This is a genomic window from Yersinia massiliensis CCUG 53443, from assembly GCF_000312485.1.
In the GTDB taxonomy this organism is placed as follows: Bacteria; Pseudomonadota; Gammaproteobacteria; order Enterobacterales; family Enterobacteriaceae; genus Yersinia; species Yersinia massiliensis.
On sequence record NZ_HE997649.1, the window covers coordinates 62,019 to 88,659 of the forward strand.

A 26,641-nucleotide genomic window follows, 5' to 3' on the forward strand; every position below is an offset into this window, starting at 1 on the left:
AAATTACCGATAGGTACAAAATTGCACAATGAGGATTAAGTGGGGCCAACGCGGGGAAGTTTCAAGTCTCAATACAGAAAAAAATAGCGGATTTTGGGCGATAAGTTAATGATCACGAATAAAATTATTCATTTGATAATCAATAACAAAACAATCGCCCACATCGTGATATGACGTTAATACTTAATCGGATTACGTCCAGCTAACGAATGAGACAAGGTTGTACCATCCACCATTTCTAGCTCGCCCCCGACTGGGACACCATGTGCGATACGGCTCGCTAAAACCCCATACTGGCCACACATCTGGCCGATATAGTTGGCCGTTGCATCCCCCTCAACAGTTGGGTTAGTGGCCAAAATCACTTCAGTAATTGTTTCAGATTCAAGCCGAGTCTCGAGCAAATCCAAACCAATGTCACCTGGGCCAATGCCATCCATGGGGGATAAGTGCCCCATTAGCACAAAATAGCGCCCGCCAAACTGACCTGTTTGCTCGATAGCATGGATATCTGCTGGGCTTTCGACCACACAAATTTGGCCATTTTGCTGACGGCGTGGATTCGCGCAGATGGTACAGCGCTCTTGCTCAGTAAATGTGCGGCAGTCGACGCAATGGCCAATTTCAGACATTGCTCGGGTCAGAGACTGCGCCAAGCGCATTCCACCACTACGATCACGCTGTAGTAGCTGGAATGCCATACGTTGCGCTGATTTCGGGCCAACCCCCGGTAAACAGCGCAACGCCTCCATTAATGACTCTAGGAGTGGACTGGTTTGCATCAGAATGGCATCTTAAAGCCTGGTGGCAATTGCATCCCACTGGACACAGAAGCCATTTTCTCTTTTTGCGTTTCATCGATACGGCGTGCAGCATCATTGAATGCCGCAGCGATCAAGTCTTCCAGCATTTCTTTATCATCTTCAACTAACAGGCTTGGATCGATTTCAACCCGGCGGCAATTATGTGCCCCATTTATTGTGACTTTTACCAAACCCGCGCCAGATTCACCGGTAACTTCTAATTTGGCGACTTCTTCCTGCATCTGCTGCATTTTTTCCTGCATCTGCTGGGCTTGTTTCATTAAATTGCCAATACCGCCTTTACCAAACATAGTCATCTCTCATAGCAATGGGCCGCGTCAGTGCACCATGCACTTATCGCAGCAGTTAAACCGGCCGGATACTCTCTTCATCCAGTTCTGCGTCGAAGAAACGGCGCAGTGTCTGAATATTATTATCCGCGATAATTGACTGACGCGCTTGCGCCAGTTTTTCTTCATAAATCGTCTGACGCCACTCCAACGGGGTGCGCTCCGCTGGATTATCATCTTCGACCACGCTGAGTGTCACAACGTGGCCTTTTAATTCACTCAATGCCTCTGCCAGCGCCTTTTGTGCCGATGGCGAATTTAAATGGCGCTGAGCAGAGCGCAGGTGAAGACAAATATTACCTGCTTCTATTTCTTCTTTAAATGCATTCAGCGCGAGTTGTTGCACCAATTTAGGAATTTGCAGCTTATCGATTTCCGCTGCCCATAGGTCACGCACCATAGCTTCTTCAGCTAATTTCGCCGAAAGCTCTGGCGTTTTTTCATGTTCCAGTGCCGTGCGCAGCGCTTTCGGCGTAGCAACTGGCTCCGCAACGGCATCAGGCTGATTTTGCGCAACCCAGCGATAAGCTTCTTCTTTCGCTGGTTTTTTCTCTTCCGTTGATTTGGCAGCCAAACGCTGCTGGCTGCGCTCAGTCACCGAAGCTAAACGCTCAAGTGCTGAGTTTGCCGGCCGCGCTTTTCCTAGCGCCGCCGGTTCATTCTTTTTTGTGGTCGTCGTCCCCGACTGCCGCAGTAACTGCGTACGCGCTTGAAGAAGTTGCGCAGTAGAGTCGGGTAACTGAGGATTGACTTGCGCGGTGGTTCCCAGTGGCGGGGCATCCTGCTGCGCATCAACTGGAGCGATTGGCGTATTGGCTGGCGAACTTTGCACATGGTGCCCACGCTGAGTAGCGGGTGCATGATGACCCACAGCAGCCGTCGGCGCTACTGCTGGCATCACTTGAGGCTCAGCAATTATCGCCTTAGGATGAAAAGCCAATGCACGCAATAACGTCATTTCAACGCCCATACGGCGGTCCGGCGCGTAAGCCAGTTCTTTGCGGCCCACCAAAAGTGTTTGATAATAAAGTTGTATATCAGCGGGCGGTAATGTCCGAGCTAGCTCACGTAAACGTGGCTCAATGGTCGCGTAATGATTATCCAGCATCGAGGGTAGCAACTGCACCATGGCAATACGGTGTAATAGACTTAACGTTTCGACCAAGAGGTTTTCCCAGTCGACGCCGCGTGATGCTGCTTGTTCTACCTGCGCCATGACCCGTGCGCCATCCGCACTGACCAACGCTTCGATAATGGTCAGTGGCTGTTCGTCATCCAGCGTACCCAACATCTGGCTGACAGTGGCCGTAGTAATACGCCCATCGCCTATTGCGACTGCTTGATCCGTTAAGCTGAGAGCATCACGCATACTGCCATCAGCAGCCCGCGCCAGTAATTGCAATGCGCGGGCATCACTACTGATTTGCTCAACCTGCAATATTTTTTCGAGCAATGTGCGAATAACTTCGACATCGATCACTTTGAGATGGAATTGCAAACAGCGAGAAAGAATCGTCACTGGCAGCTTCTGCGGATCAGTCGTCGCCAGCAGGAACTTCACATGAGCTGGCGGTTCTTCAAGGGTTTTTAGCAGTGCATTGAAACTGTGGCGCGACAACATGTGCACTTCATCGATCAAGTAGACCTTGAAGCGGCCACGTGCCGGCGCATATTGCACATTATCCAGTAACTCTCGGGTATCTTCTACTTTCGTGCGTGAGGCTGCATCTATTTCGATCAGATCGACAAAACGACCCTGTTCGATCTCAAGGCAGTTAGCACAAGTACCGCACGGTGTCGCGGTAATACCCGTTTCGCAGTTAAGCCCTTTGGCTAACAATCGAGCGATTGAAGTCTTACCAACGCCGCGAGTGCCAGAAAATAGATAGGCATGATGAATTCGCCCTAACGAAAGGCTATTGGCTAGCGCCGTCAGAACATGCTCCTGACCAACGACGTCTGCAAACGTTTGGGGGCGCCACTTACGGGCAAGGGCCTGATAGCTCATTAATACCGGAGAAGTTGGATAATCTAGAGGGTCATGCTAACACAGCCTCGCCACTGACAGCGAGGCCGATATTTTGAATACAATCAATGTCCGCTGAAGGACACCAAACTGTAGCAAGTAATTCCTTGCGGGGTGAGGCGAGCTTCGCCACCCAGTTCAGGTAAATCAATGATAAACGCTGCGTCAGTGACTTCACCACCCAGCCGACGGATCAGTTTGACCGTCGCTTCGATTGTTCCACCCGTCGCCAACAAATCATCGATGACCAAAACCTTGTCACCTGGCTGAATGCTGTCTGTATGGATCTCGAGTTTGTCGGTGCCGTACTCTAACTCATAGCTTTCACTGATAGTTTCACGAGGTAATTTACCCGGTTTACGTACCGGAACAAAACCCACTCCCAACGCTAAAGCCACGGGCGCGCCGAACAAAAAGCCGCGGGCTTCTGTTCCCACTATTTTAGTCACGCCTTTATCCAAGTAGCGCTCAACCAGCATTTCAATGCTAGAAGCATAGGCTAAGGGATCTTCCAGCAAGCTGGTCACATCACGAAACAGTATTCCCGCTTTTGGATAATCGGGGATGGTTTTGATACTGTCTTTAATATATTTAAGCTGTTGTGCTGTATTAGGTGCAGTAGCGGTCATAATTTGTGCCTGATAAAACTGCTGTACATACTAAAGCGCGGCCAACCAATGCGAATGACAGCACTAGCTGAGTAACTTACTCTATCTGCCAATGATGCCCCGATAGCTCAAGTTACCGCATCCTTAACCCTAAGGATGCAACGAGGGATCACCCCGCGCACGAAAACGCTCAAATCTATGCAAACTGACTTCAAAAAGCAACTAGTGTGATCGGCTCAGCGCTTATTTTGTTGCGATAGGTCAATTACAGGCATTCGCAACATAAAGGTTAGCAACACCGTTAATATGATAAGCAATAAGCCTCTAACCCACCAAATTTTCACTAGCCAAAGTGACAGGGCAAAAGTCGCGACAGTGACCAATATGGCTTTCCACTTTACACCCGGTGGCAGAGCACGATGTTCCTGCCATGTGCGGATGTAACTGCCAAACCATGAACGATAGAGCAGCCAACTGTGGAAACGAGGGGAGGATCGAGCAAAGCACCACGCGGCCAACAGCAAAAAAGGCGTGGTGGGCAAAAGGGGTAGCACAACACCCAAGGTGGCTAATATCACTGCCAGCCAACCTAAAATGATTAACAACCAACGAGACATACACTCCCTTTATGCACATTACTGCGCTCATCAACATGTCTTATCATTAACGCATGCACTGTTTATCATCAACAGTTATTCTTGCCATTATTTCGCGCTGTACCTTGATATCCACTTTATTTCGCCGCCCCTTTACTTGTCACGCCAATCATTCGAAGGCAAGCTGGCGGGAAAACACCGAGGAGAAGCACCATGAGTACAGAAAAGTTATTGCAGGTGCTTGAAAGCCAAATTGAGGCGTTATCTGCGCAGGTTGGCCCTCAAGCCAACACGCCCTCACAGCAGGCGCGTTTTGACCTAAATTTATTTAGCAATCATGGTAACCGTTTTCGTGATTATCTGCTGGAAGTGCGTAAAAACATGGCTCAGCTAAAGCAAGTTGTAGCAGAGAATCGAACCCAGCAAGTCGCCTTTCTGGCCGAGAAATTAGTCGCGCAAATATCTGCATTGCAAAGAGAGCTGGCAACACAAAAGTTAAGGACATCCAACCCTGAGCCAAAAGATAATAAATTGGACCTTTATCATAAGCTGGCTGAACATCAGGATTATGAGCGGCGCATTCTAGCCATGATTCAAGACAGAGAAAGCATACTTGGTCGGCAAAGTTTGCTCTCCGAGCAGCAAAAACTACAAAAAGAACTGGCGGCGCTGGAAGGTCGTTTAATGCGTTGCCGACAAGCATTGATAAAGATAGAACGCAATATTGAGAAAAAAGAGAACGGATTTTGAATATTTGTCACATTTTTTGAATCATTAGGGTTTCGACTGCAAATAGTTTTCTATAATGTTTTATATCGTCACTATGCAATGTTGGTTACATTATGTCAGTTGAAAAAGCTTCACCAGAACTGCAACTGGCAGTAGATCTTATCTACTTGCTGGAATGCAATGAGATAGCGCCAGAAACAGCATTGGCGGCATTGGAGATCGTGCAACTTGATTATCAGCGTAAACTTCGCCGCCAAACTTCAGAATGAAATAATTAAATAGATAGGGCGTAAATAATTTACCATATCTATTATCGTGAATGATGATGTCTATCCCCTGCCAGCCAGAAAACCTCAAGCCAGCGGTTTATTGATATCGGGTAATTCAGGTTTACACTCACTCAAATTAGCGCGTGGGCTTAGTGGACTTTGTGCCTCAATCGGGCGGTTAACTTCCTGAACTTGGGTTCCATCCGGTTGATGCAAATACACCTCTAACTGATTAAAGGCGATATTGATGTCATTCTCGCGACATAATTTATCAATCGCTCGATTCAATTCATCTACCGTATAGCTACGATCGCCAAGTTCACGCACATACACACGTAACTCGTGATCAAGGGTGCTAGCGCCAAAATCCAAGAAGAAGACATGCGGCTCAGGATCAGTCATGACCCGTGGATTCTCATGAGCCGCTTGAAGAAGAATCTCTTTTACTTTTGCTAAATCAGAGCCATACGCGACTCCAACTTTAATAATGATGCGGGTGACCGTATCTGACAGCGACCAGTTGATCAATCGCTCAGTCACAAACGCCTTATTCGGAACAATCACTTCTTTACGATCAAAATCGGTAATGGTTGTCGCACGAATACGTATTTTGCTGACCTTACCCGAATAGGTACCAATGGTAATGGTGTCGCCAATACGGACAGGGCGTTCGAACAGGATAATTAAGCCAGACACAAAGTTAGCGAAAATTTCTTGTAAACCGAAACCTAGCCCAACAGAAAGTGCGGCCACCAGCCATTGTAATTTATCCCACGAAACGCCAAGAGAACTGAGTGCAGTTATCCCCCCAATAGCGGTAATGAGGTAGGTCAAGATTGTGGTAATCGCATAGGAGGTACCTTGCCGTAGTTGTAAACGCGACAACACCAATACCTCGAGTAAGCCCGGCAAGTTACGCGTCAAAATATAGGCGGCCGCCAATGCCAATAAGGCCACGAGGAAATTACCTAATGTGACAGCCTGCGTAACAATTGCCCCCGCCACAGTTGAGGTGTAATGCCACAATGAGACACTGTCCAGATAAGAAATCACAGTTATCAAATCAGCCCATACCCAATAGAAACAGGTGCCGAAAATCAGGAACAGTGCCATGGTGGTCAGGCGCAATGATTGTTGGTTGATTTGATCCATTGCCAGCGGTGGCTCTTCGACAGGCTCACTACCTTCAGCCCCTTCTTTCACCATACTTTGCCGCCGAGCAATCGCCCGACGATAGGCCAAACGCCGTGCCGCAACGCCCAAGCCACGGATCGCAGTGAGATAAACAATATTCCATAAAAAGAGTAAGTACAGACTATCAATCCAACGCCCAGCCAGTTGGAGCGCCGTATAAAAATACCCAGCAACCATTAATCCAATCAATATGATTGGGGTAACAGCCACGGCGGTTACAATCACTAGCCTTACGGCATGGGTGTCTTTTTCTCGCCAGCTATCACGACAAAATGGATAAACGAATAATGTCAGTAGTGCCAACGCAATGACGATGACCACCTGCCCGATGACGTCATCAACTAACCGAAGTGGGCTTTTTTTCCCCAATGCAAACCAGAAGATCACGGGAATGAGTGCCATCGCCAAACGGACCAATTGACGGCGATAATGCGCGCATCGTTCACTCGCGATCATAAAGTGCCGTTCAGTGATTCCCCCAGGGGATAGCATACGGTAGGTGAGGTCAAATACTAGCCAGAGCAAGGACAACCGCTGGAAGAAGCTCCAGAGTAAATCACTGAGATTGAAATCAGAACGTAGGCACCAATAGCCAATACCAAGAATGATTAAGCTACCCGGTATCACCTTCAGTAAGGTCAGTAAGATGGCTTTTGGGGTGTGCATTTGACTATCGTGCTTTAACTGCCCAACATCAGCGGCCAGCCTTGCCAAATGCTCATCGATGATTTTATAGCGGGATCGGAGCACCCCCACCACTATCACCATCGGAATCAGGAATACCAATGATTTGAGCAAACCGGCTAAAACATCATCCAGTGACAGCGTAAAATGAAAATTACTCAGTTCAGCCTTTAGTGCACTCGGTAATGCTTTTAACCAAGTCCAATCCATCGGTTTATTGCTGCTTACCCAAAAAATCTGCTGCGTCAGTGTATGTTGCAATGATTCATTTACGCTGAGTAACTGCTGTTGATTAATTTGCAGATTTATAGCCAGCGTCAATTGGTTGCCCAGTTGCTTATTCAGTTGATCTAAGAGTTCACGACGGATATCAACGATCTGTCCCAGTGCTTCCTCAACATCAGGGCTGATGGTTTCTTTGCTATCTTTCATCAGGGTTTCAATATAATCATTCCCTTGGAATAATTGATCACGCTGCTGATTAATTTCAAACTGCTCAAGGCGCAGGTCTGCAATGCGCGGCCCCATATTGGTGATCAAACCCGATGCCGGCAAATTGAGTTGCTGCTGATAAAGAATTCGGGAAAGCAGCAAGCTGCCACGTAATATGGTGATTTGCTCTTTTAAATTTCGTTCAGACTGTAGAGCGCGATCTAACCAGTTTTTAACCCGAATATTCTGTTGTACCAGCGTATTGCCTTCTTTCGTGGCACTAATTAGCTGTTGGCTAAGTTGTTTGTTAATGGCCAGTTCGCGACTCACCAAGGGGTCATTTTGGATATCGGTGGCATCACTGGGGGCTTGCGCTTCTTTGGCTGTTTTCTCGGAAAGAATTAAGCGCTTACCGCTTACCACTTCTTGCAGTAGCTGAATGTAACGCTCAAGTTGATCGATGTGCGCAGTGGTGTAATCCCGCTGTTTTTGGAGCAAATCTTGCAGTGTAGTGTTGGCTTCTAGATATTTACGTTGCAAGTCTAACTGTGCGTTTAGCATGACTTGTTCAGTCAGTAACTCTTGCTGTTCAGTCGGGCGCTGAACATCTTGATTAGGCAATAATCCATTGAGTTGATTGCGAATCTGCATTAATCGCATCGATGCGTTGTACATCGCACTCTGTACTCGTTCTGGCTGTGTTTGCAGGGAAATGAGTTGGCTATTATAAGCGGAGAGATCTTCCTGAGCAGATTGCAGATCATCCAACGTTTCATTCAGGCGTGACTCTAGCTGCCTCAATGAGTAATTAGCCAGTGTTTCCCGCGTTAAAGTATCCGCTGAATTGTTGTTGAGGGCATCCAATTCAACGGTTGCTTGGCGTAATTTTGCCGGTGCCTGTGCAACTTGCTGTTTAAGTTGGTTAGCTTCCTGCTTAGTTCGCTCAATCGTATCGAGGTATTCCAGCGTTTTAGTCAAATCTTGCTGGGTGAGTTTCTCTGTGGGCGATAAGACTTTCTGTTTTGACAAGGCATCGAGTTGACTCAACACTTCACTACGAGTCGGCACATCGACATTGATATTGGCCGCCTCGCTGAACGATGAAAATAGCAATGAAATAATTAGCAGGAAAACCATCGTTTGGAATCGTAATAGAATGACACCTGCCGATGGTATGATTGACCACGAGGTCGATAGAGAGAATTGATTGTGAAATCTGCTGTTCATATTGAACTTCATTTCAACAAGAAGGCTGAAATCCTATCACGTTCAGTCTCAAGCCATCAGTAAGAAAATTCTTTCTAGGCGTGAATAACTGTAATAATGCGGGCTGTTACGCATTTGTTATTGGATAATATGCAACTGCCAGCATCAGCGACTAGATAGGAAACCGAATGGATAGGAAATTGTTAAATCGCTACCCATTAACTTACCGCTATGCATTAACTGACTTAAAACGTTAGCACTTTCTCAGCCGCCAGTGTCCACTGAGCCAATTCAATCAATGTACCGATTTCTACACCATCAACCAGTGTCAGCCCACCTACACCACGAGCATCTGCACAGGTCTTACATAATTTAATCGGTACATTCTGTGCCGTCAGAATCTCTAACATCTGCTGTAAATTATAACCTTCTCGTGGCTGTTGCCCGTTAATCCCTGCAATAACAGCATCAGACATGAGAAATAGTCGTAAATCGAGATCGGTTTGCTGCTCTTTTAGTGCGATAGATAAGCGCAGAGCGTTAAAGAGTGATTCATGACCATAAGCCGCCCCGTTTGCAATCACAACCATTGAACTCATATCACGCTCCTTATAATAAGCCACTACAGTTAATCCGATGCCTTGCTATTCCGCTTTCTTAAGCAATGAAGGACTGTGGACTAACATATCCAGGTAAGCATCGATTAATATTGGTGCTTCTTGTTTTATATCAAAACTTTCTGGCATAAAAAGCCAGTTTTCCATCAAACCTGTAATATAAGCTCTCATGATAATCGCAGCACGATAAGTATCAAGATTGGCTGGTAATTGCTGGGCGTCAACACAGCCTTTCAAAACAGATTCGATACGATCATAACTAGCTAAATCAAGGACTTTACGTGCATCATGGACCGAGGACATCTCTCCGACAAACTCACATTTATGGAAGACGATTTCCATCAAAGCACGGCGTCGGCAATCCACCTGCGTAGAAACAAGAACATAGATAAGTATTTCACGTAATATTCGGAGTGGATTATCGGGATATTTTGCCTGATACTCTGATTCGAGTTGATCAATTTTAGACTCTGATAACTCCCAAATTTCGTTAAACAGGTCTACCTTATTCTTGAAGTGCCAGTAAATTGCGCCACGGGTTACCCCTGCTGCCGCAGCAATATCAGTCAGCGAAGTGCCGGAAACGCCATGCGCAGAAAACTCCCGCACTGCGGCATCTAGAATTTGTTGCCGAGTTTCTTCGGCTTGCTGTTTGGTTTTTCGTGCCATAGCGTTGTTTTTTCGAAGGGGTGCGATTTACATACATTCACGAATGTATGTACCATAGCACGCACATATAATTTACGCAGCAATGGGTTTTAAAGCTTGTGATCCATTGAATTAAATTAAAAATCGGACACTTGAGGTTTATCTATGAGCAAAAACAGAGGGGTAATGCCTCTGGCTGCAATTCTGGTACTTTCAGGCAGCTTAGTACTTATAGGATGTAATGACAAAGATGCGGCGCAAGCCCATGCTCAACAGGCACCTGAAGTCGGCATTGTGACATTGAAAGCAGCACCACTGAATATCACAACCGAGCTACCGGGCCGCACGTCCGCATTTCGTGTTGCAGAAGTTCGCCCACAAGTGAGTGGGATTATTCTAAAACGTAACTATGTTGAAGGCAGTGATGTCACCGCCGGAACGTCACTTTATCAAATTGATCCAGCGACCTATCAAGCGGCTTATGACAGTGCAAAAGGTGATTTAGCGAAAGCGCAAGCGGCTGCTGAAATTGCGCGTCTGACCGTGAATCGCTACAAACCATTACTGGGTACAAACTACATCAGTAAGCAAGAATATGACCAAGCGGTCTCTAGTGCTATGCAAGCAAATGCGACGGTGCTTGCCGCAAAAGCGGCGGTAGAAACTGCGCGCATTAATTTAGCTTATACCCAAGTGACCTCACCGATTAGTGGTCGTACAGGTAAATCTACCGTGACTGAAGGTGCGTTGGTGACCAGCGGTCAAGCAACGGCGTTGACCACGGTTCAACAACTTGATCCGATGTATGTCGATGTCACGCAATCAAGCGATGAATTCCTGCGCCTGAAAAAAGAGCTGACTGACGGCACGCTGAAACAAGAAAATGGTAAAGCTAAGGTTCGCCTACTGTTGGAAAATGGCGCGGAGTTTCCAGAAATCGGTACGTTGGAATTCTCAGGTGTGACCGTAGATGAAACCACGGGTTCGATTACGATTCGTGCCATCTTCCCTAATCCGAACGAAACGTTGTTACCGGGGATGTTTGTCCGCGCTCGTTTAGATGAAGGTGTTCGACCTGATGCATTGTTAGTTCCTCAGCAAGGCATAACGCGTAACCCACGTGGGGAAGCTACCGCGATGGTTGTTGGTGCAGATGACAAGGTTGAATTGCGCACGTTAGTTGCTAACCAAGCTATTGGCGATAAATGGTTGGTCACTGAAGGGCTGAAAGCAGGTGATCGCGTGATTGTTTCCGGCTTGCAGAAAATCAGACCGGGCGTACAGGTAAAAGTGCAAGAAGCTACGGCAGCAGCACCAAAAGAAGCCCCAGCTGATACAGCGAAGAAGTCTTAAAAGGAGCCGGTAATTCATGGCTAAGTTCTTTATAGATCGCCCCATTTTCGCGTGGGTTCTGGCTATCATTCTGATGTTGGCCGGTATACTCGCGATAATGAAATTACCTGTTGCGCAATATCCGACTATTGCGCCACCGGCAATCTCAATCTCCGCCAACTACCCTGGCGCCGATGCGACTACTGTTCAGAATACAGTAACGCAGGTTATCGAACAGAACATGAACGGTATCGATAACTTGCTGTACATGTCTTCCAGCAGTGACTCATCCGGTAACGTTCAGTTGACGTTGACCTTTAACTCAGGCACTGACCCAGATATCGCTCAGGTTCAGGTTCAGAACAAACTGCAATTAGCCATGCCATTATTGCCGCAAGAAGTGCAGCAACAAGGTGTGAGCGTTGAAAAGTCCAGTAGTAGCTTCCTAATGGTTGCCGGTTTTATTTCCGAAGACGGCACCATGCTACAAGAAGATATCGCTGACTATGTGGGTTCTAACGTTAAAGATCCTATCAGCCGTACCGCAGGTGTGGGTGATGTTCAGCTATTCGGTTCCCAGTACGCGATGCGTATCTGGATGGATCCGCACAAACTGAATAACTACAACCTGACGCCGGTTGATGTTATCAATGCCATTAAAGTCCAAAACAACCAAGTTGCCGCTGGCCAGTTGGGCGGAACGCCTCCGGTACCAGGCCAGCAACTGAACTCATCTATCATTGCGCAGACACGTTTAACCAGCGCAGAAGAGTTCAGCCAGATCATGCTGAAAGTGAATACAGATGGTTCGCAGGTTCGCCTAAAAGATGTGGCAATCGTGCAACTAGGTGCTGAAAACTATAACATTATTGCCCGTTATAACGGCAAACCGGCTGCGGGTATTGGGATCAAGCTGGCGACAGGGGCTAACGCCCTGAACACCTCTGCTGCGGTAAAAGCGGAACTGGCAAAATTACAGCCGTTCTTCCCTGCTGGGTTGAAAGTGGTTTATCCGTATGACACCACACCATTCGTTAAAATCTCGATTAACGAAGTGGTTAAAACGTTGGTAGAAGCCATTATTCTGGTGTTCTTGGTTATGTATCTGTTCCTGCAAAACTTCCGTGCAACGTTGATTCCAACGATTGCTGTACCGGTTGTTTTACTCGGGACGTTCGCCATCCTCTCCGCTTTGGGCTATTCGATAAACACCCTAACGATGTTCGGGATGGTGTTGGCGATAGGTCTATTGGTGGATGACGCCATCGTCGTCGTCGAGAACGTCGAACGTGTTATGCAAGAGGAAGGGCTACCGCCGAAAGAAGCCACCAAAAAATCCATGGAGCAAATCCAAGGTGCTTTGGTGGGGATCGCGATGGTACTGTCTGCGGTATTTATCCCAATGGCTTTCTTCGGTGGGGCTACAGGGGCAATTTATCGTCAGTTCTCCATTACTATCGTCTCAGCGATGGTGCTCTCTGTATTGGTGGCATTGATTCTGACACCAGCATTGTGCGCAACAATGCTAAAACCTATCGCTAAAGGTGAGCATGGGCCAAAAACCGGCTTCTTCGGTTGGTTTAACCGCATGTTCGAGAAAAGTACTCACCACTATACCGACAGCGTTGCCAACATCTTGCGTAGCACGGGTCGTTATCTTGTGATCTATCTGGCGATTGTGATCGGTATGGGCGTGTTGTTCCTGCGTTTACCGTCCTCATTCTTGCCGGAAGAAGATCAGGGGGTGTTCCTGACCATGGTGCAACTGCCTGCTGGTGCGACCCAAGAACGTACTCAGAAAGTGCTCAATCAGGTGACTGACTATTATCTCGACAAAGAAAAAGACGTGGTTAATTCGGTGTTTACCGTTAACGGCTTCGGTTTCAGTGGTCAAGGTCAGAACACCGGTCTGGCATTCGTTAGTCTGAAAAACTGGGATGAGCGTCCGGGTGAGCAAAACAAAGTGCCTGCGATTGTTGGCCGAGCTTCCGCCGCCTTCTCGCAAATTAAAGACGGTTTAGTCTTTGCCTTTAACTTGCCAGCCATTGTGGAACTGGGTACGGCAAGTGGCTTTGACTTCCAGTTGATCGATCAGGGTAACGTTGGGCATCAGAAACTGACTGAAGCGCGTAACCAACTGCTTGGTATGGCAGCTCAACATCCCGATATGTTAGTCGGTATGCGCCCTAACGGACTGGAAGATACACCGCAGTTCAAAGTGGAAGTTGATCAGGAGAAAGCACAGGCGCTTGGCGTCGCTATTTCTGATATCAATACCACGCTCGGTTCTGCAATGGGTGGTAGCTATGTAAATGACTTTATCGACCGTGGTCGTGTTAAGAAAGTTTACGTGCAAGCTGACGCACCATTCCGCATGTTACCGGGTGATATTGATAAGTGGTATGTCCGTAACAGTTCCGGCCAAATGGTGTCGTTCTCTACCTTCTCCAGCGCGAAATGGGAATACGGCTCACCACGGCTTGAACGTTACAATGGTTTGCCATCTATGGAAATTCTGGGTCAAGCAGCACCGGGTAAAAGTACCGGTGAGGCCATGGACCTGATGCAAGATTTGGCGGCTAAATTGCCAAGTGGCATAGGTTATGACTGGACCGGTATGTCCTATCAGGAACGTCTGTCAGGTAACCAAGCTCCAGCACTGTATGCTATCTCACTGATTGTGGTGTTCTTGTGTCTGGCAGCCTTGTATGAAAGCTGGTCGATTCCATTCTCGGTCATGTTGGTGGTTCCACTGGGTGTGGTCGGTGCGCTACTGGCTGCCTCACTACGTGGCTTAAACAACGACGTTTACTTCCAAGTCGGCTTGTTGACCACGATTGGGCTATCGGCGAAGAACGCCATTTTGATTGTCGAGTTCGCTAAGGACTTGATGGACAAAGAAGGTAAAGGTTTAGTGGAATCAACATTAGAAGCGGTGCGTATGCGTCTGCGCCCAATTCTGATGACCTCACTGGCCTTTATCCTTGGGGTTCTGCCGCTGGTTATCAGTAGTGGTGCGGGTTCAGGTGCACAGAATGCGGTAGGTACAGGGGTAATGGGCGGGATGGTGACCGCGACTGTACTGGCGATATTCTTCGTTCCGGTATTCTTTGTGGTGGTTCGCCGCCGCTTTAGCCGGAAAAGTGAAGATATCGAGCACGCACATCCTGTTGACCATAAGGCGAAGTAAACCTTATTCACCATAAATGATGTCATCTCTTAAAGGCCGCACTTAGCGGCCTTTTTCTTTGCCCTCCTCCCAGAATTGGCACAGTAGAAAACAGGGTTAAACTCACCATAGAAAGCAGCCAATTCGGTCAATCGGAATATATTGTGAACTCTATGCCAAATAGCCTATTGAGCATTTGCAGTACCCTCATAAATTACTATGATATAAATATTCATAAAAATGAAGATAATGACAGTAATCGGACATCATAAATGGAAACTAGATTAAAAATTCTCTATGACGCGCAGGTTATTGATTCAGGCGTTTATCTGGGGATGTTGAACGTTCTCGAACGTTTAGAGCAACATTGGAAATTATCCGTGCGCCACCCTCAGGGAGAAATATTAATCACTCACATGGCTAACGCACTGATGCGGTCACGGCGTGGGGAGGTGATTCAGGCTATTGATGATGAAATATTAAAAGAGATTGAGACTACAGCAACTTTTTCTGAAGTCGTCATCATTAACAATAAGTTGCTGGCCCTGTTTGCCTTCGACATCCATGAAAATGAAATCGGCTATTTATTAGCGAATCTCTATGGTTTATCCCTTTCTCAGTCAACGGAACACTGATCGTTCCTGCATAAATTAAATATTCAAAAAAATGATAGTTATGCAGTAATTTAAGGATCATCAATGCTACTGAAAGCGTTACAAAAACAAAATCCTGCGCTTATGAATGCCGCTCTTTTATTGTGGCAGCAAGGAGAGATACAGCCAGACAGCTATGTGATCGACGTTGATCAAGTCAAAAAAAATGCCGCTTTGCTGCTAGAAACAGCCACTCGCCACGGCATGACACTTTATCTGATGAGCAAGCAGTTTGGTCGAAACCCACTACTTTGTAAGCTGCTGCTGGAGTGCGGTTATCAAGGTATCGTTGCCGTGGATTTCAAAGAAGCCCGTCAGCTCTATCAACACAATCTCCCCGTCGCCCACGTTGGTCATTTGGTGCAAATCCCCTGCGGGATGGTGGATGAAGTTGTCTCACATCAACCGGATGTCATCACGGTATACAGTATTGCCAAAGCGCGTGAAATTGCCGCCGCCGCGCGGCGTCAAGACACTGAACAAGCACTATTGCTCAAGGTATGGCACCCCAACGACCTTATTTATCCAGGCCAAGAAGCAGGGTTTTCACTGGATGAACTGCCTAACGTGATCCGCGAAATAAAAACCTTAACCGGTGTCCGACTCGTCGGGGTGACACATTTCCCATGTATGCTCTTTGATGTCGAGCAAGGTAAAACCTTACCCAGTCCAAATCTCAACACGCTCATTGAAGCAAAAAATATTCTTGCACGCGAAGGTGTTCACGTAGAACAGGTCAATGGCCCTTCTGCAACTTGCGTAGAAAGTATTCCGCTGTTGGCACGCTATGGTATCACCCATGCAGAGCCAGGCCATTCGTTGACCGGTACCATGCCATCCAACCAGCAAGGTGAGCAGCCGGAGCGTATCGCCATGCTCTATCTGACCGAAATATCCCATATCCATCAAGGCAAAAGCTACTGTTACGGGGGCGGTTACTATCAACGTGGTCATTTGAGTCATGCGTTGATATTTGACAAACAGTGGCAGCCTAGCAAGGTACTCAGCCCTGATCCTGACTGCATCGATTACAGTCTAAGCCTCACCGAACGTTTCGACGTGGGTCGCCCTGTCGTCATGTGTTTTCGCACTCAAATTTTTGTCACCCGCAGCGATGTGGCCCTCGTTGTAGGAATTCAGTCAGGTCAGCCTAAATTACTCGGTATTTTTGATAGCCAAGGTAACACCATTCCATCGTCCACCGGACAGGAGAGGTTATGAGTAAATTTATCGTCTTGGTCATCGACAGTTTTGGCGTAGGCGCTATGCCAGATGTCGCTGATGTTCGCCCACAAGATATTACCGCCAATACCTGCGCTCATATTTTGCAAACTTATCCCAATATGCGTTTACCTCAGTTGGAAAAACTGGGGTTGCTAAATGCCCTGCATATCGGTTCACCGGATTTTAACGCCAGCATCATGCAAGACGATGAGCAGGCCAACTTTGGCGTGGCTTTATTGCAGCATGAAGGTGGCGACACTTTCATGGGCCATCAGGAAATCATGGGCACTTTACCGCGTTCGCCATTAAGCATGCCTTTCTCTACGGTAAAATCTCGGGTCGCGGATGCCCTACGTCTGGAGGGATATCAGGTTGAACAGCGTAATGCACCGTATGATAACGGTGACTTACATGATAACAGTGACCTGCAATTCCTTTGGGTTAATAATGCCGTGGCGATTGGCGATAATCTTGAAGCAGATTTAGGGCAAGTTTTTAATGTTTGCGCTAATTTAGCCGCCATTGATTTTGAGCAGGTGGAAAAAATTGGCCAAATAGTCCGTCGCTGCGTGTCCGTAAACCGCGTGATTGCTTACGGTGGGCAACTGGCAAATAGCCAAGCGATAGTGAGTGCGGCGGAAATTAAGCAGCAGCATTATATTGGCATCAATAGCCCAAAATCGGGTGTTTACGACAATGGTTTTCAGGTTGTTCATCTGGGCTATGGTGTCGATGCCGAAGTACAGGTTCCTTCTCAGCTTGAGAAAATCAATATTCCCACGGTTCTCGTGGGTAAAGTTGCAGATATCGTCGCGAATCCCACAGGGCGCAACTACCAACAGTTGGTTGATTCCCAAACTATTTTAGATATCACTTTGGCAGAAGTTCAACGTGCAGGGAGCGCCTTTATCTGCACCAATATCCAAGAAACTGATCTCGCCGGCCATGGGCAGGACGTTGAACGTTACGCCGAACGTCTGCAGTTGGTCGATAACATGCTAGGAAAGATAACAGCAGCGATGATCGCCGGTGATTGCTTGGTCGTTATGGCTGATCACGGTAATGATCCCACTATCGGTCACAGCAAACATACGCGAGAACAAGTCCCCTTGTTGGTTTATCTCGCACAGGGCAAAAATTTACCGCAGCAAGCCATTCAACTGGGTATCCGTAAAACGATGTCAGATGTTGGTGCGACCGTCTGTGAATTTTTCGCCGCACCTGCCCCACAAAATGGTCAATCATTTTGGCAGCAACTGCTCCGAACTCATCACTGATGGAATAGCCTCAAACCTTCCACCGTTCACCGTTCATCTTCAAGAAAAGCCCGCTAACTGACGTTCGCGGGTTTTTCTTTATTCTGGCCTTGAAACGAGAAAATGAAAGGCGCATAATTATTGTTATATTATAACATAACAATTGGAGCATTTATGAAACCGGGCATTCATCCCAACTATCGGACTGTCGTTTTCCACGATACCAGTGCAGATACGTATTTCACTGTCGGTTCGACCATTGCGACAACTCGTACCATTGAACGTGATGGACAGACCTATCCCTATGTCACGCTGGATATTTCCTCAGCCTCGCATCCGTATTACACAGGAAAACAAAAAGAGTTCTCCAAAGAAGGAAGTACTGCGCGGTTCCAACAACGTTTTGGTCGCTTCCTCACTAAAAAAGCCAGCTAAATTTGAGAGTTAATCATGCAAGTATTGAGTTCATTACGTTCAGCAAAAAATCGTCACCCTGATTGCAAAATCGTTCGTCGCCGTGGTCGGGTGTATGTCATTTGTAAAAGTAATCCTCGTTTTAAAGCCGTTCAAGGCGGAACTCATAAGAAGCGTTAAGTCTGAGTTCGTTTTCACCGCTCATAAAAAGCCCCGTTGCTGCCCAACGGGGTTTTTTAGCAACAGCTATATCGCTGATTCACTTATTTCATACTGCCCACAAGAGTATCCACATTGTGTTTGAAAGCGTCGGCGTAAGTCGCTGCGGGTCCATTCGCTGGTGACAAGGCTTCAGGGTAAAGTTCTCCACCCGCTTTAGCACCACTGGCAGTCGCGATCTGTTTAACTAAGCGTGGATCAGTTTGATTTTCAATAAAATAGGTTTGGATTTTCTCTTGCTTGATTTGGTTAATCAGGGCAGCAACACCGCTGGCACTGGCTTCAGATTCGGTTGAGAACCCCACTGGTGACAAGAAGTTAACCCCATACTCTTGGCTAAAATAGCCAAATGCATCATGGCTGGTTAGGACTTTTCGCTTCTCGGCAGGGATCGCGGCAAATTGTGCCTTCGCATAGGCATCTAACTTTTCCAATTGCTGGATATATTCTCCGCCCCGTTTGCGGAAATAATCAGCATCTTCCGGGTCAGCAACAATTAATGCATTCATCACGTTGTTGGCATATTTGATGCCATTCGCCATGCTATTCCATGCATGGGGATCGGTGACCATCTTACCGTCCTCATCCAGCTTGCGGGTATCCACCCCTGTGGAAGCGATAACGACCTGGCCTTTATAGCCTGACGCACTGATCAATCGCTCCAACCATCCTTCTAGCCCTAGCCCACTGATAAACACGATATCTGCTTTAGATAACTGCCGGCTATTCTTCGGTGTCGGTTCGAAACCATGAGGATCACCATTTGGCCCGACTAAGGTAATCACATTGACATGCTCCCCACCCACTTGCTGAACGATGTCCCCCAAAATAGAAAAACTGGCAACAACTTCAACGGTTTTCGCCATCGCCAGTGGGCTTGACAGTAGGGCAGCTACCGCCAAACTAATTGATAAACGCTTCATTTCACTCTCCTTTATTAACAGGCACTGCTTAACGACGTACAGTGGACAAAACACCACCGCGCGTACCGAATAGAATCGACAAAAAGAAAATCAGGCTAGCGCTGAGTACAATCGCTGGACCCGCAGGAAGCGAGGCGTAATAAGACCACAGTAGGCCAACGATACTGGCGACCATGCCAATCACCATGGCGATAGCCAATGTATGTGGTAAATTTTTGGCCCAAAAGCGAGCGCTCGCAGCGGGGAGCATCATTAACCCGACCGACATAAGCGTCCCGAGGATCTGAAAACCAGCCACGAGGTTAAGCACCACCAATGACAAGAACAGTGCATGGACTAGCATCAACCAACGCCCCATGCTGACTCGCAGAAAGACAGGATCAAAAGACTCAACCACGAGTGCACGATATATCGCCGCTAATGCCAACATCGAAAATGTCGTTATCACGCCCACCATCGTCATGGCATGAATGTCTACCGCTAAAATTGAACCGAATAGCACATGGAGCAGATCCATGCTTGAGCCTCGTAACGAGACCAGCGTGACCCCTAACGCTAATGATCCCAGATAAAAACCGGCAAAACTGGCATCTTCCTTTAATGGCGTTTGACGGCTGACCCAGCCCGACATCACCGCAACCGCGAGTCCAGCGATAAAACCGCCAACCCCCATTGCAACCAGTGATATGCCAGAAATTAAGTAACCAATAGCCGCGCCCGGTAGTACGGCGTGAGATAGTGCATCGCCAACTAAACTCATTCGCCGCAATAATAAGAAAACACCTAAAGGCGCAGAACTCAGTGAAAGGGCCAAACATGCCACCAATGCTCGGCGCATAAATCCAAAATCCATAAAGGGATCAATAAGGAGATGGATTAATGTCATACGCTGATCACTTGCAAAGAGTTGGGTTGCTGAGTCACAGATGAGAGTGCGCAAGCGTCACTGTGCGAACGATGCAATTCGATTAAAACCTGCTCAGATTGCTGCCAACGATATCCCTGGGGGCTCAACCAAAGCGCGTGGGGAAAATGTTCAGCCACCATCGACATATCGTGCAAAACGGCAATAACGGTTCTCCCCTCATGATGTAACTGATGGATAACCTTAAGAAGAAGTTGTACCGTTTGGGTGTCGATACCGGTAAAAGGTTCATCCAACAAAATCAACGGGGCTTGCTGTACCCATAGGCGAGCAAACAGGACTCGTTGCAACTGACCGCCGGAAAGTTCCCCGACAGGATGATGGCCCCTATCCTGCATACCGACCAAGCTGAGTGCCTGTTTTATTCGCCCACGTGATGCGCTATTAATCCCACCGAGTAACCCACTTTGCGGCCAACACCCCATGGCAACCACATCTTGTACGGTCATCGGGAATTGCTTATCGATTTCAACTTGCTGAGGAAGATAGGCCATTTGGGTTGGCGACCCAGCGGTAAAAACGATTTGTCCTGCCACCAGCGGCTGTAAACCAGCCAGCGTTTTGAGCAATGTAGATTTACCCGCTCCATTTGCACCAATGATAGCGGTGAGGGAACCTGCGGAAAAACAGCCATCAATGGGCGCGGTAATGGCATTGCGCTCATAACCAATTTCAGCTTTGTTTAAATTAATCATGGTAATGCATTCGCCCAATAAATCGCACACCACAGTAATGAGCAAAGCACTACTGCCCCGCAGATTCGCTGCACGGATGAGAGCGAGAACAACGTCCACTCAGGAAAAAGATTTAATCGAGCAAGAAAAGTATGTTTATTCATATTAATAAGAGAGGTACCAATAAGTGATATATTATAACATCACATGTCATGGTGAATTTCAAGGCAACATCGATGATTTATCAGTACCAAAAACAATAAGCCTTACCGCTTGGCTAGGCTCATGCTGATCAACCGGCGGAAAAAAAGCTTCCGCGGATCGGAAAGCGGAAAGGAGTTACATCATCAGTTACACTAAATGAAGTTTTCTTTACTGATACTTAACTAGCTGAGTTGGGTTTGAGTTTGTTACTCTTGCGTCGGATTGACCGCTAAAATGCTCAAGATGATGGATAAGACTAATGACGCAATAGAAAACAAGCCATGCAGTGGCCCTTTAGCTTGATCAAACCAGCAAAGCATTCTAAATTAATAGTCTATAGCGGCATCAATATTCAGTAATAACCCCCAATATGAGAAATTCTCTGTCAGGATTGTTATTTTATTGGAAAAGAGTGTTATTGAAAGGTCAGGGTCAAATAACTTCACTACATGTAAAAGATCAACATTGGTTGAAAAAATTCATTAAATTTGATTTTTTTTCATTCAAATCATGAAAATAGTTGAAAAAAAGCCCTTCCAACGCACTTTTTGCGACAATGATCATGCAATAATGAATTAATGTCATTAACAATAAGCGGGCAATTAATGAACAATGAAATAGCTGGTGACTTCTCATCAGGCGGTTATTCGATTTCATTACTCAAGTGTGTTATCAGCAATAATATCGCTGAAATTGAAGGAAGTTTAGTTTCCGGCTTAATGTATTATTCGGAAAATGCCCGATACACAGCGGGCTCATTAGAGATTCTGGATATTTATCCTCTAGAAGGAGACCGATATTCAATGAGTTACCGCTATCAGTGGCATATTTTCAACCCCTGTTTGGATATCAACACTCAAGATTCCCTAACAAATGCTGTAACATTTATTGTACATCCAGAAAAAATCATCTTTGATATAATTAACAACGACCGACCTTCCACTGCTGATGAATTGTAAGATTAAGTAATAAAGTTTCGCGATAAACGAGGAAATGATTTATATTCATAGAAAGGCAAGCTTATTTACGTTAACGATAAGCTTCATCATTTATATGACAATCAATCTGCTCACATTGTGTTATCAACACCGAATAAAGACTTTACGGAGGGGATGATATGGATGAGTACTCGCCAAAAAGGCATGATATTGCCCAACTGAAGTTTCTCTGTGAGAGTTTGTATGATGAAGGTATTGCTACGCTCGGCGATAGCCATCATGGGTGGGTGAACGACCCTACAGCAGCCGTCAATCTGCAACTTAATGATTTGATCGAGCATATAGCTTCATTTGTGATGAGTTTTAAAATAAAATACCCGGACGACGGCGACCTATCAGAGTTAGTAGAAGAATATTTAGACGATACTTATACTCTGTTTAGTAGTTACGGGATCAATGACCCCGAATTGCGTCGCTGGCAAAAAACTAAAGAGCGTTTATTCAGACTTTTCTCAGGGGAATACATCTGTACGCTGATGAAAAGTTAAGAGATAGTTTTCCTATATTAATTTGTATATCGAGAAGAAAAATCACCATGACTAAAACTGACTACCTGATGCGTTTAAGAAAGTGTACGACTATTGACACGCTTGAGCGTGTAATTGAAAAAAATAAGTATGAGCTTTCTGACGATGAGTTGGAGTTATTCTACTCAGCAGCAGATCATCGCTTAGCTGAGCTCACAATGAATAAGCTTTATGATAAAATTCCACCTACAGTTTGGCAGCATGTGAAATAGTCCGCTTAACGCTGGTCAAGGCACAACAACGTTGAGCCGATAACCGCTATCGGCTTCAATGCGCTAGATAATTTGTATGCACATTAATTTGAGATAAAACCCTTAAATAAAATGATAATATTGGCGGCATCGGCCGTTCTCGTGTTATTACATGCTAATCATTAGATTAAATTCTGTGATTTATCAGGCTGATGTCTAAAACTCAAGCCAAAATGATTTAACACTCTATTTATAAAATTTTTGCTTAGCTGCTATTTATTCTAAGGCATTATTAATCGTATGTTGGATTTAGCATGTTATTAAAAATTTAATTTCCACATTAAATAAGATAAATCTCATTTTCATGCTCAATATTCAGTCTATCGACGATATCTGATAGATCAATGAAACGCCTCAAAAGGGCATGCTACCGGAAGAGCTAGAGACTTCGGATACACAGATGCGATCAATAAGGGAACATCACAAGTGGCGGAGGCCCTGCTTGCTAACATTGACATGTAAAAGACAAAACCGAGCTTAATTGCCCGGTCTGGTTATTTGCGATTCTTAGTCAAAATCAAAAGTGATATTTAACCCCTAGCATCATTGCTGTATCGCTGTAGCCTTTATTGCCTATTTGTTGGCCAATATTACCCCAGATATTCACATTTTTGTTCAACTGGCCTTCGACACCTAACTTCAACTCACCAATATTGGCAGCACCGTCTTGCTTCACGGTCATGCCATCCATAGTGGTACCAAAGTCTTTAGTATTGTGAATCCAGTTCACTTCCACAAAGGGCTGGAATACTCGGTTTTTACCTTTATCCTGATCGGCGTAGCCTTTCATAAAGGCTTTCACGCCGAGACGAGTTTGAATATTGCCATCACCTTCGCCGGAAACTTGGGTTCCGTTATCCTCTTTATGGTCATCAGCTTTCACGCCCATCCAGGTAATCTGCGCTTTAGGTTGGATAAAATAGGTCGCATTTTTAGTGGCATTTTCACCCACTTTAAAGGTATAGCCACTCTCAATCGAGGCTGTAACACCGCTGGATTTATAAGTTTCAGTTGCCAGTTCCTGCCCTTCAACACGGTTATTAAACCAGCTGTATTGCGCCCAGCTATCCACATAAAACCCTGATTTGTCGGCTTCATTGGCATACCAAGTGCCATACATGCCAAGGCTATAACCATCGACAGAGGAGCGCGCGCTGTAACCGGATAAACGGGATTCGGTTCGGCTCTTGCTGTTACCGTACCCTCCCATGATGCCCAGATGGAAACTGTCCGCATCATTGTTACTCCACTGAGCAATATCTCCCCCTAGTTGCAGCACATAGCGGTTGCTCTGGGTGCCTAATTGATCATGACTGTCTTTGGAACGAGTATGTCCGCCCTCATTACGTATCCACAGACTGGTGATTCTCTGTTCACCCGTCAAGGCATCAATATATTGAGTATCCCCCACACGGTCATGCAAGCGTGTGACAAACATATTGTTTGCTGCGGCCAAGTTGGCAGAGTAACCACTGGCCTCTGGGCGCTCAACTTTCTGTTTCGGTCCTACCTCAACCGGAGGTGTGGGGTCGACAGTCTCAGGCGGGTCGATCGGTGTAACGATCGGATCAGAAACATTCGTTAGATACCAGTGGCTGCTCTTACCATCATGACTGCGGCCTAAGCTGCTATCCTGCCCACGATTCAGGCTGTAGTCATAAGCACCCGCAACAATACGTCCTGATTGGATAAATTCACCATCAGAATCACCATTGACCCGAATTAACTCAATACCCTCTAGGGTTTCATTACCCATCCCACCCGCATTTCGCACCACGACGTAAGTGGTCCCAGAGGTGTTGCCTTCAATTAAGAGCTTATCGGTTTCAGAAGTATCGTCATTCAGCGCAGTATTAAAATAGATATAGCCGCCATCACTGTGGTAATTCCCCGTCACGGTCAGTGTTTTAAAGGTAGAACTGTTATCAACATAATTGACTATGGCGCCATTGGCTAAATTCAATGAGGTCAGATCTGAATTGCCAGACATATTCCAGATACTGGAATTGCCACTCATTGCCAGATTAATCACGCCATTATTGCTGCTGGTGCTGCCAATACTTTTAGTTACTCCGCTAAAAACAGAACCTTCAGCAAGGTTCAAGTCAATTAAGCCCCCTTTTTCTGCCAGAATATTGCCATCAATATTGAAAACACCGGCGGTTGATTGATTATTCACAGCATCAAAAGATTTTATTTCTGAACCCGCACCTGTGGCGTAAATGGCATTAGAATTACTGCCACTGACATTAATTGCCAGACCACCCAGTATATTAATAATGCCGCCACGGGTATTAGTATAAAGCCCTGTACTTGCTTTTAGACCGTTGGCATTTGTACCACTGGTCGTCACCTTGGTGCCATCACCTAGATTTACTACGCCACTTTTATTGGCAAAAATCCCATCAGCAGAATTACCAGAGGTGGTGATTGAGCTATCTTTACCGAGAGTCACACTGGCCGATCCTGTTTGCCCAGAATCACCCATCTCACGGTTACCGGCATAAATACCATAACCTAGACCATCAAGAAGATTCGAGCCTGAACCTTCGGTTGTGATGTTAGCCCTGTCGCCCAAGACAATATTATTATACTGCCCTGCGGTATTGGTCAGGTTGGCACGTACACCAATACCATACTTAGCGAAGATCTCAGCATCATTACCCAGTGTAATGAGACTTGAACCGGTGTTGTTTCCCGCATTTATGCCGTCACCCGAAGCCCCTAATGCGTAAATAGTGGCATTATTGCCAACAGTAATGATGGCAGGATTATTAGCAGATGCCCCTGATTTTACCTGTATAGCATCAGCTTTGTTGCCCGATACACTGATGTAGAGATTATTGCCAAACTTCATTTCACCAGCTTGGTTCTTATATAATCCGACAACAGCATTAGTAGGACTGGAAACTAAATCAAATGTATTGGTGATAGAGTAATCATCCCCAAAAATACCGTCCCAAAAAGTTGTATCAGTACAAATGGTTAAATTACATCCGGCAAAGCTAGGGGCACTAAACAAACCCACAGCCAATGAAATGATAATCGTTATTCTTTTCTTTTTAAATGTTTTAGCTGGGGAGTTCTTCATATTAATATCCTGGTTGCTCGATGAAAAATTAAAAAAAATAGAAAATAATAACCTTCGTGAATTTTTATTAAAGATTCACTCTTTCTTTTATTTTTATGAGAAAACAAACATCTTATTTATTTCTATCGAAATATATCACCAAACAGTAAGACATTAATGTAGGATCACACCACCATTGCTTGTATGAATCTTCCTACAAAAAATATCAACTTGATTTAATTTAATTTGAATTCAATACATTGACTTAAAACGCCCTATTGGGCGGAGTAAAATAAGTGGCAATTAGTTGATTAAGATCATCTAAACTTAATATGTCGTTTATATTTCATTTACAATAGTTTCATTCAATTCAATTTGAGTATTCTATATTTTCTGGGTTTGTGAAGAGAAATTCGAATTTCGTCGCGTTTCCGAGGTGTCAGGTAGACTCTACGACAATCCCAATTCAGTGACGGGAAAGCATAAGATGCGGCATTAATCAGCGTCCTAACTGATACACAAACGTTGTATCATTGCCGTTTCAGTGCAACAATTTCATTACAAAACCTTCTTTTTCAGCACGCCCAGTTCAATCAGAGCAGGTTTTTAAAATCAATTAGTTGCGATTATTTAGGAGACA

The 26,641-nt window shown here is 45.9% G+C and carries 24 protein-coding genes and 1 other annotated feature; of the genes, 12 read left to right on the plus strand and 12 right to left on the minus strand.

The window, feature by feature from the left end:
- Positions 1-176 precede the first annotated feature (176 nt).
- The 5 genes from recR to BN68_RS19445 all read right to left on the minus strand — a co-directional run bounded on the left by recR (position 177) and on the right by BN68_RS19445 (position 4,404).
- On the minus strand, positions 177-782 hold the full coding sequence (gene recR, locus BN68_RS19425; RefSeq protein WP_019212858.1) for a recombination mediator RecR: 606 nt from the start codon (positions 780-782) through the stop codon (positions 177-179).
- A complete protein-coding gene (locus tag BN68_RS19430; RefSeq protein WP_019212859.1) occupies positions 782-1,114 on the minus strand; it encodes a YbaB/EbfC family nucleoid-associated protein in 333 nt (110 codons plus the stop codon). Before BN68_RS19430 ends, recR begins: the two co-directional genes overlap by 1 nt.
- A 55-nt stretch (positions 1,115-1,169) precedes the next feature.
- On the minus strand, positions 1,170-3,161 hold the full coding sequence (gene dnaX, locus BN68_RS19435) for a DNA polymerase III subunit gamma/tau (RefSeq protein ID WP_019212860.1): 1,992 nt from the start codon (positions 3,159-3,161) through the stop codon (positions 1,170-1,172).
- Positions 1,776-1,840: a sequence feature (DnaX frameshifting element), on the minus strand. (Overlaps the previous gene by 65 nt.)
- Positions 3,162-3,244: 83 nt before the next feature.
- A complete protein-coding gene (apt, locus tag BN68_RS19440; protein ID WP_019212861.1) occupies positions 3,245-3,808 on the minus strand; it encodes an adenine phosphoribosyltransferase in 564 nt (187 codons plus the stop codon).
- 215 nt (positions 3,809-4,023) lie between these two features.
- The gene (locus tag BN68_RS19445; protein ID WP_019212862.1) at positions 4,024-4,404 is read right to left on the minus strand and encodes a DUF454 family protein; all 381 of its coding nucleotides are present in this window, start codon (positions 4,402-4,404) and stop codon (positions 4,024-4,026) included.
- 192 nt (positions 4,405-4,596) lie between these two features.
- On the opposite strand from BN68_RS19445, the gene priC reads away from it, so the two are divergent.
- Both priC and rsmS read left to right on the plus strand, forming a co-directional pair.
- Entirely contained in the window at positions 4,597-5,133 is a 537-nt protein-coding gene (priC, locus tag BN68_RS19450) for a primosomal replication protein PriC (RefSeq protein ID WP_019212863.1), read from the plus strand.
- A gap of 92 nt (positions 5,134-5,225) precedes the next feature.
- Positions 5,226-5,381, plus strand: a complete 156-nt coding sequence (gene rsmS, locus BN68_RS19455) for a pleiotropic regulatory protein RsmS (RefSeq protein ID WP_019212864.1) — start codon at positions 5,226-5,228, stop codon at positions 5,379-5,381.
- 84 nt (positions 5,382-5,465) lie between these two features.
- Here rsmS and mscK read toward each other — a convergent pair whose 3' ends face one another.
- From mscK to acrR, 3 genes are all read right to left on the minus strand, one after another.
- Positions 5,466-8,918 carry a mechanosensitive channel MscK gene (gene mscK / locus BN68_RS19460; protein WP_019212865.1) on the minus strand — a complete coding sequence of 1,151 codons (3,453 nt, stop codon included), beginning with the start codon at positions 8,916-8,918 and terminating at the stop codon, positions 5,466-5,468.
- Between the two features lie 224 nt (positions 8,919-9,142).
- The gene (locus BN68_RS19465) at positions 9,143-9,496 is read right to left on the minus strand and encodes a DsrE/DsrF/TusD sulfur relay family protein (RefSeq protein ID WP_019212866.1); all 354 of its coding nucleotides are present in this window, start codon (positions 9,494-9,496) and stop codon (positions 9,143-9,145) included.
- A 45-nt stretch (positions 9,497-9,541) separates the two neighbouring features.
- Positions 9,542-10,183: a multidrug efflux transporter transcriptional repressor AcrR gene (gene acrR / locus BN68_RS19470; protein WP_019212867.1), complete on the minus strand. Its 642-nt coding sequence runs from the start codon at positions 10,181-10,183 to the stop codon at positions 9,542-9,544.
- A gap of 144 nt (positions 10,184-10,327) precedes the next feature.
- On the opposite strand from acrR, the gene acrA reads away from it, so the two are divergent.
- The 7 genes from acrA to ykgO all read left to right on the plus strand — a co-directional run bounded on the left by acrA (position 10,328) and on the right by ykgO (position 18,390).
- On the plus strand, positions 10,328-11,515 hold the full coding sequence (gene acrA, locus BN68_RS19475; RefSeq protein WP_019212868.1) for an efflux RND transporter adaptor subunit AcrA: 1,188 nt from the start codon (positions 10,328-10,330) through the stop codon (positions 11,513-11,515).
- A gap of 16 nt (positions 11,516-11,531) precedes the next feature.
- Positions 11,532-14,684: an efflux RND transporter permease AcrB gene (acrB, locus tag BN68_RS19480; protein ID WP_019212869.1), complete on the plus strand. Its 3,153-nt coding sequence runs from the start codon at positions 11,532-11,534 to the stop codon at positions 14,682-14,684.
- A 251-nt stretch (positions 14,685-14,935) separates the two neighbouring features.
- On the plus strand, positions 14,936-15,298 hold the full coding sequence (locus BN68_RS19485; RefSeq protein WP_019212870.1) for a PRD domain-containing protein: 363 nt from the start codon (positions 14,936-14,938) through the stop codon (positions 15,296-15,298).
- 63 nt (positions 15,299-15,361) lie between these two features.
- Positions 15,362-16,537, plus strand: a complete 1,176-nt coding sequence (locus BN68_RS19490) for a YhfX family PLP-dependent enzyme (protein WP_019212871.1) — start codon at positions 15,362-15,364, stop codon at positions 16,535-16,537.
- Entirely contained in the window at positions 16,534-17,817 is a 1,284-nt protein-coding gene (locus BN68_RS19495; RefSeq protein ID WP_019212872.1) for a phosphopentomutase, read from the plus strand. Before BN68_RS19490 ends, BN68_RS19495 begins: the two co-directional genes overlap by 4 nt.
- Positions 17,818-17,970: 153 nt before the next feature.
- Positions 17,971-18,231, plus strand: a complete 261-nt coding sequence (locus BN68_RS19500; protein ID WP_019212873.1) for a type B 50S ribosomal protein L31 — start codon at positions 17,971-17,973, stop codon at positions 18,229-18,231.
- Positions 18,232-18,246: 15 nt separating this feature from the next.
- Positions 18,247-18,390 (plus strand): type B 50S ribosomal protein L36, encoded by a 144-nt coding sequence (gene ykgO / locus BN68_RS19505; protein WP_002208618.1) that lies wholly within the window; start codon positions 18,247-18,249, stop codon positions 18,388-18,390.
- A gap of 83 nt (positions 18,391-18,473) precedes the next feature.
- Here ykgO and BN68_RS19510 read toward each other — a convergent pair whose 3' ends face one another.
- From BN68_RS19510 to BN68_RS19520, 3 genes are read right to left on the minus strand one after another with little or no spacing between them, the layout of a single operon-like run.
- Positions 18,474-19,352 carry a metal ABC transporter substrate-binding protein gene (locus tag BN68_RS19510; RefSeq protein ID WP_019212874.1) on the minus strand — a complete coding sequence of 293 codons (879 nt, stop codon included), beginning with the start codon at positions 19,350-19,352 and terminating at the stop codon, positions 18,474-18,476.
- Positions 19,353-19,380: 28 nt separating this feature from the next.
- Positions 19,381-20,238: a metal ABC transporter permease gene (locus BN68_RS19515; RefSeq protein ID WP_019212875.1), complete on the minus strand. Its 858-nt coding sequence runs from the start codon at positions 20,236-20,238 to the stop codon at positions 19,381-19,383.
- Positions 20,235-20,972, minus strand: a complete 738-nt coding sequence (locus BN68_RS19520; protein WP_019212876.1) for a metal ABC transporter ATP-binding protein — start codon at positions 20,970-20,972, stop codon at positions 20,235-20,237. The genes BN68_RS19515 and BN68_RS19520 overlap by 4 nt, the downstream gene beginning before the upstream one ends.
- Positions 20,973-21,760: 788 nt before the next feature.
- On the opposite strand from BN68_RS19520, the gene BN68_RS19525 reads away from it, so the two are divergent.
- The 3 genes from BN68_RS19525 (at position 21,761) to ymoA (ending at position 22,892) form a co-directional block, all read left to right on the plus strand.
- Positions 21,761-22,114, plus strand: a complete 354-nt coding sequence (locus BN68_RS19525; RefSeq protein WP_019212877.1) for a hypothetical protein — start codon at positions 21,761-21,763, stop codon at positions 22,112-22,114.
- A gap of 158 nt (positions 22,115-22,272) precedes the next feature.
- Positions 22,273-22,641: an Hha toxicity modulator TomB gene (tomB, locus tag BN68_RS19530; protein WP_019212878.1), complete on the plus strand. Its 369-nt coding sequence runs from the start codon at positions 22,273-22,275 to the stop codon at positions 22,639-22,641.
- A 47-nt stretch (positions 22,642-22,688) separates the two neighbouring features.
- On the plus strand, positions 22,689-22,892 hold the full coding sequence (gene ymoA / locus BN68_RS19535; RefSeq protein ID WP_002208622.1) for an expression modulating protein YmoA: 204 nt from the start codon (positions 22,689-22,691) through the stop codon (positions 22,890-22,892).
- A gap of 556 nt (positions 22,893-23,448) precedes the next feature.
- On the opposite strand, the gene BN68_RS23500 is transcribed toward ymoA, so the two are convergent.
- Complete coding sequence (locus BN68_RS23500; RefSeq protein ID WP_019212879.1) at positions 23,449-26,022, minus strand: autotransporter outer membrane beta-barrel domain-containing protein; 2,574 nt, start codon at positions 26,020-26,022, stop codon at positions 23,449-23,451.
- Positions 26,023-26,641: the final 619 nt, after the last annotated feature.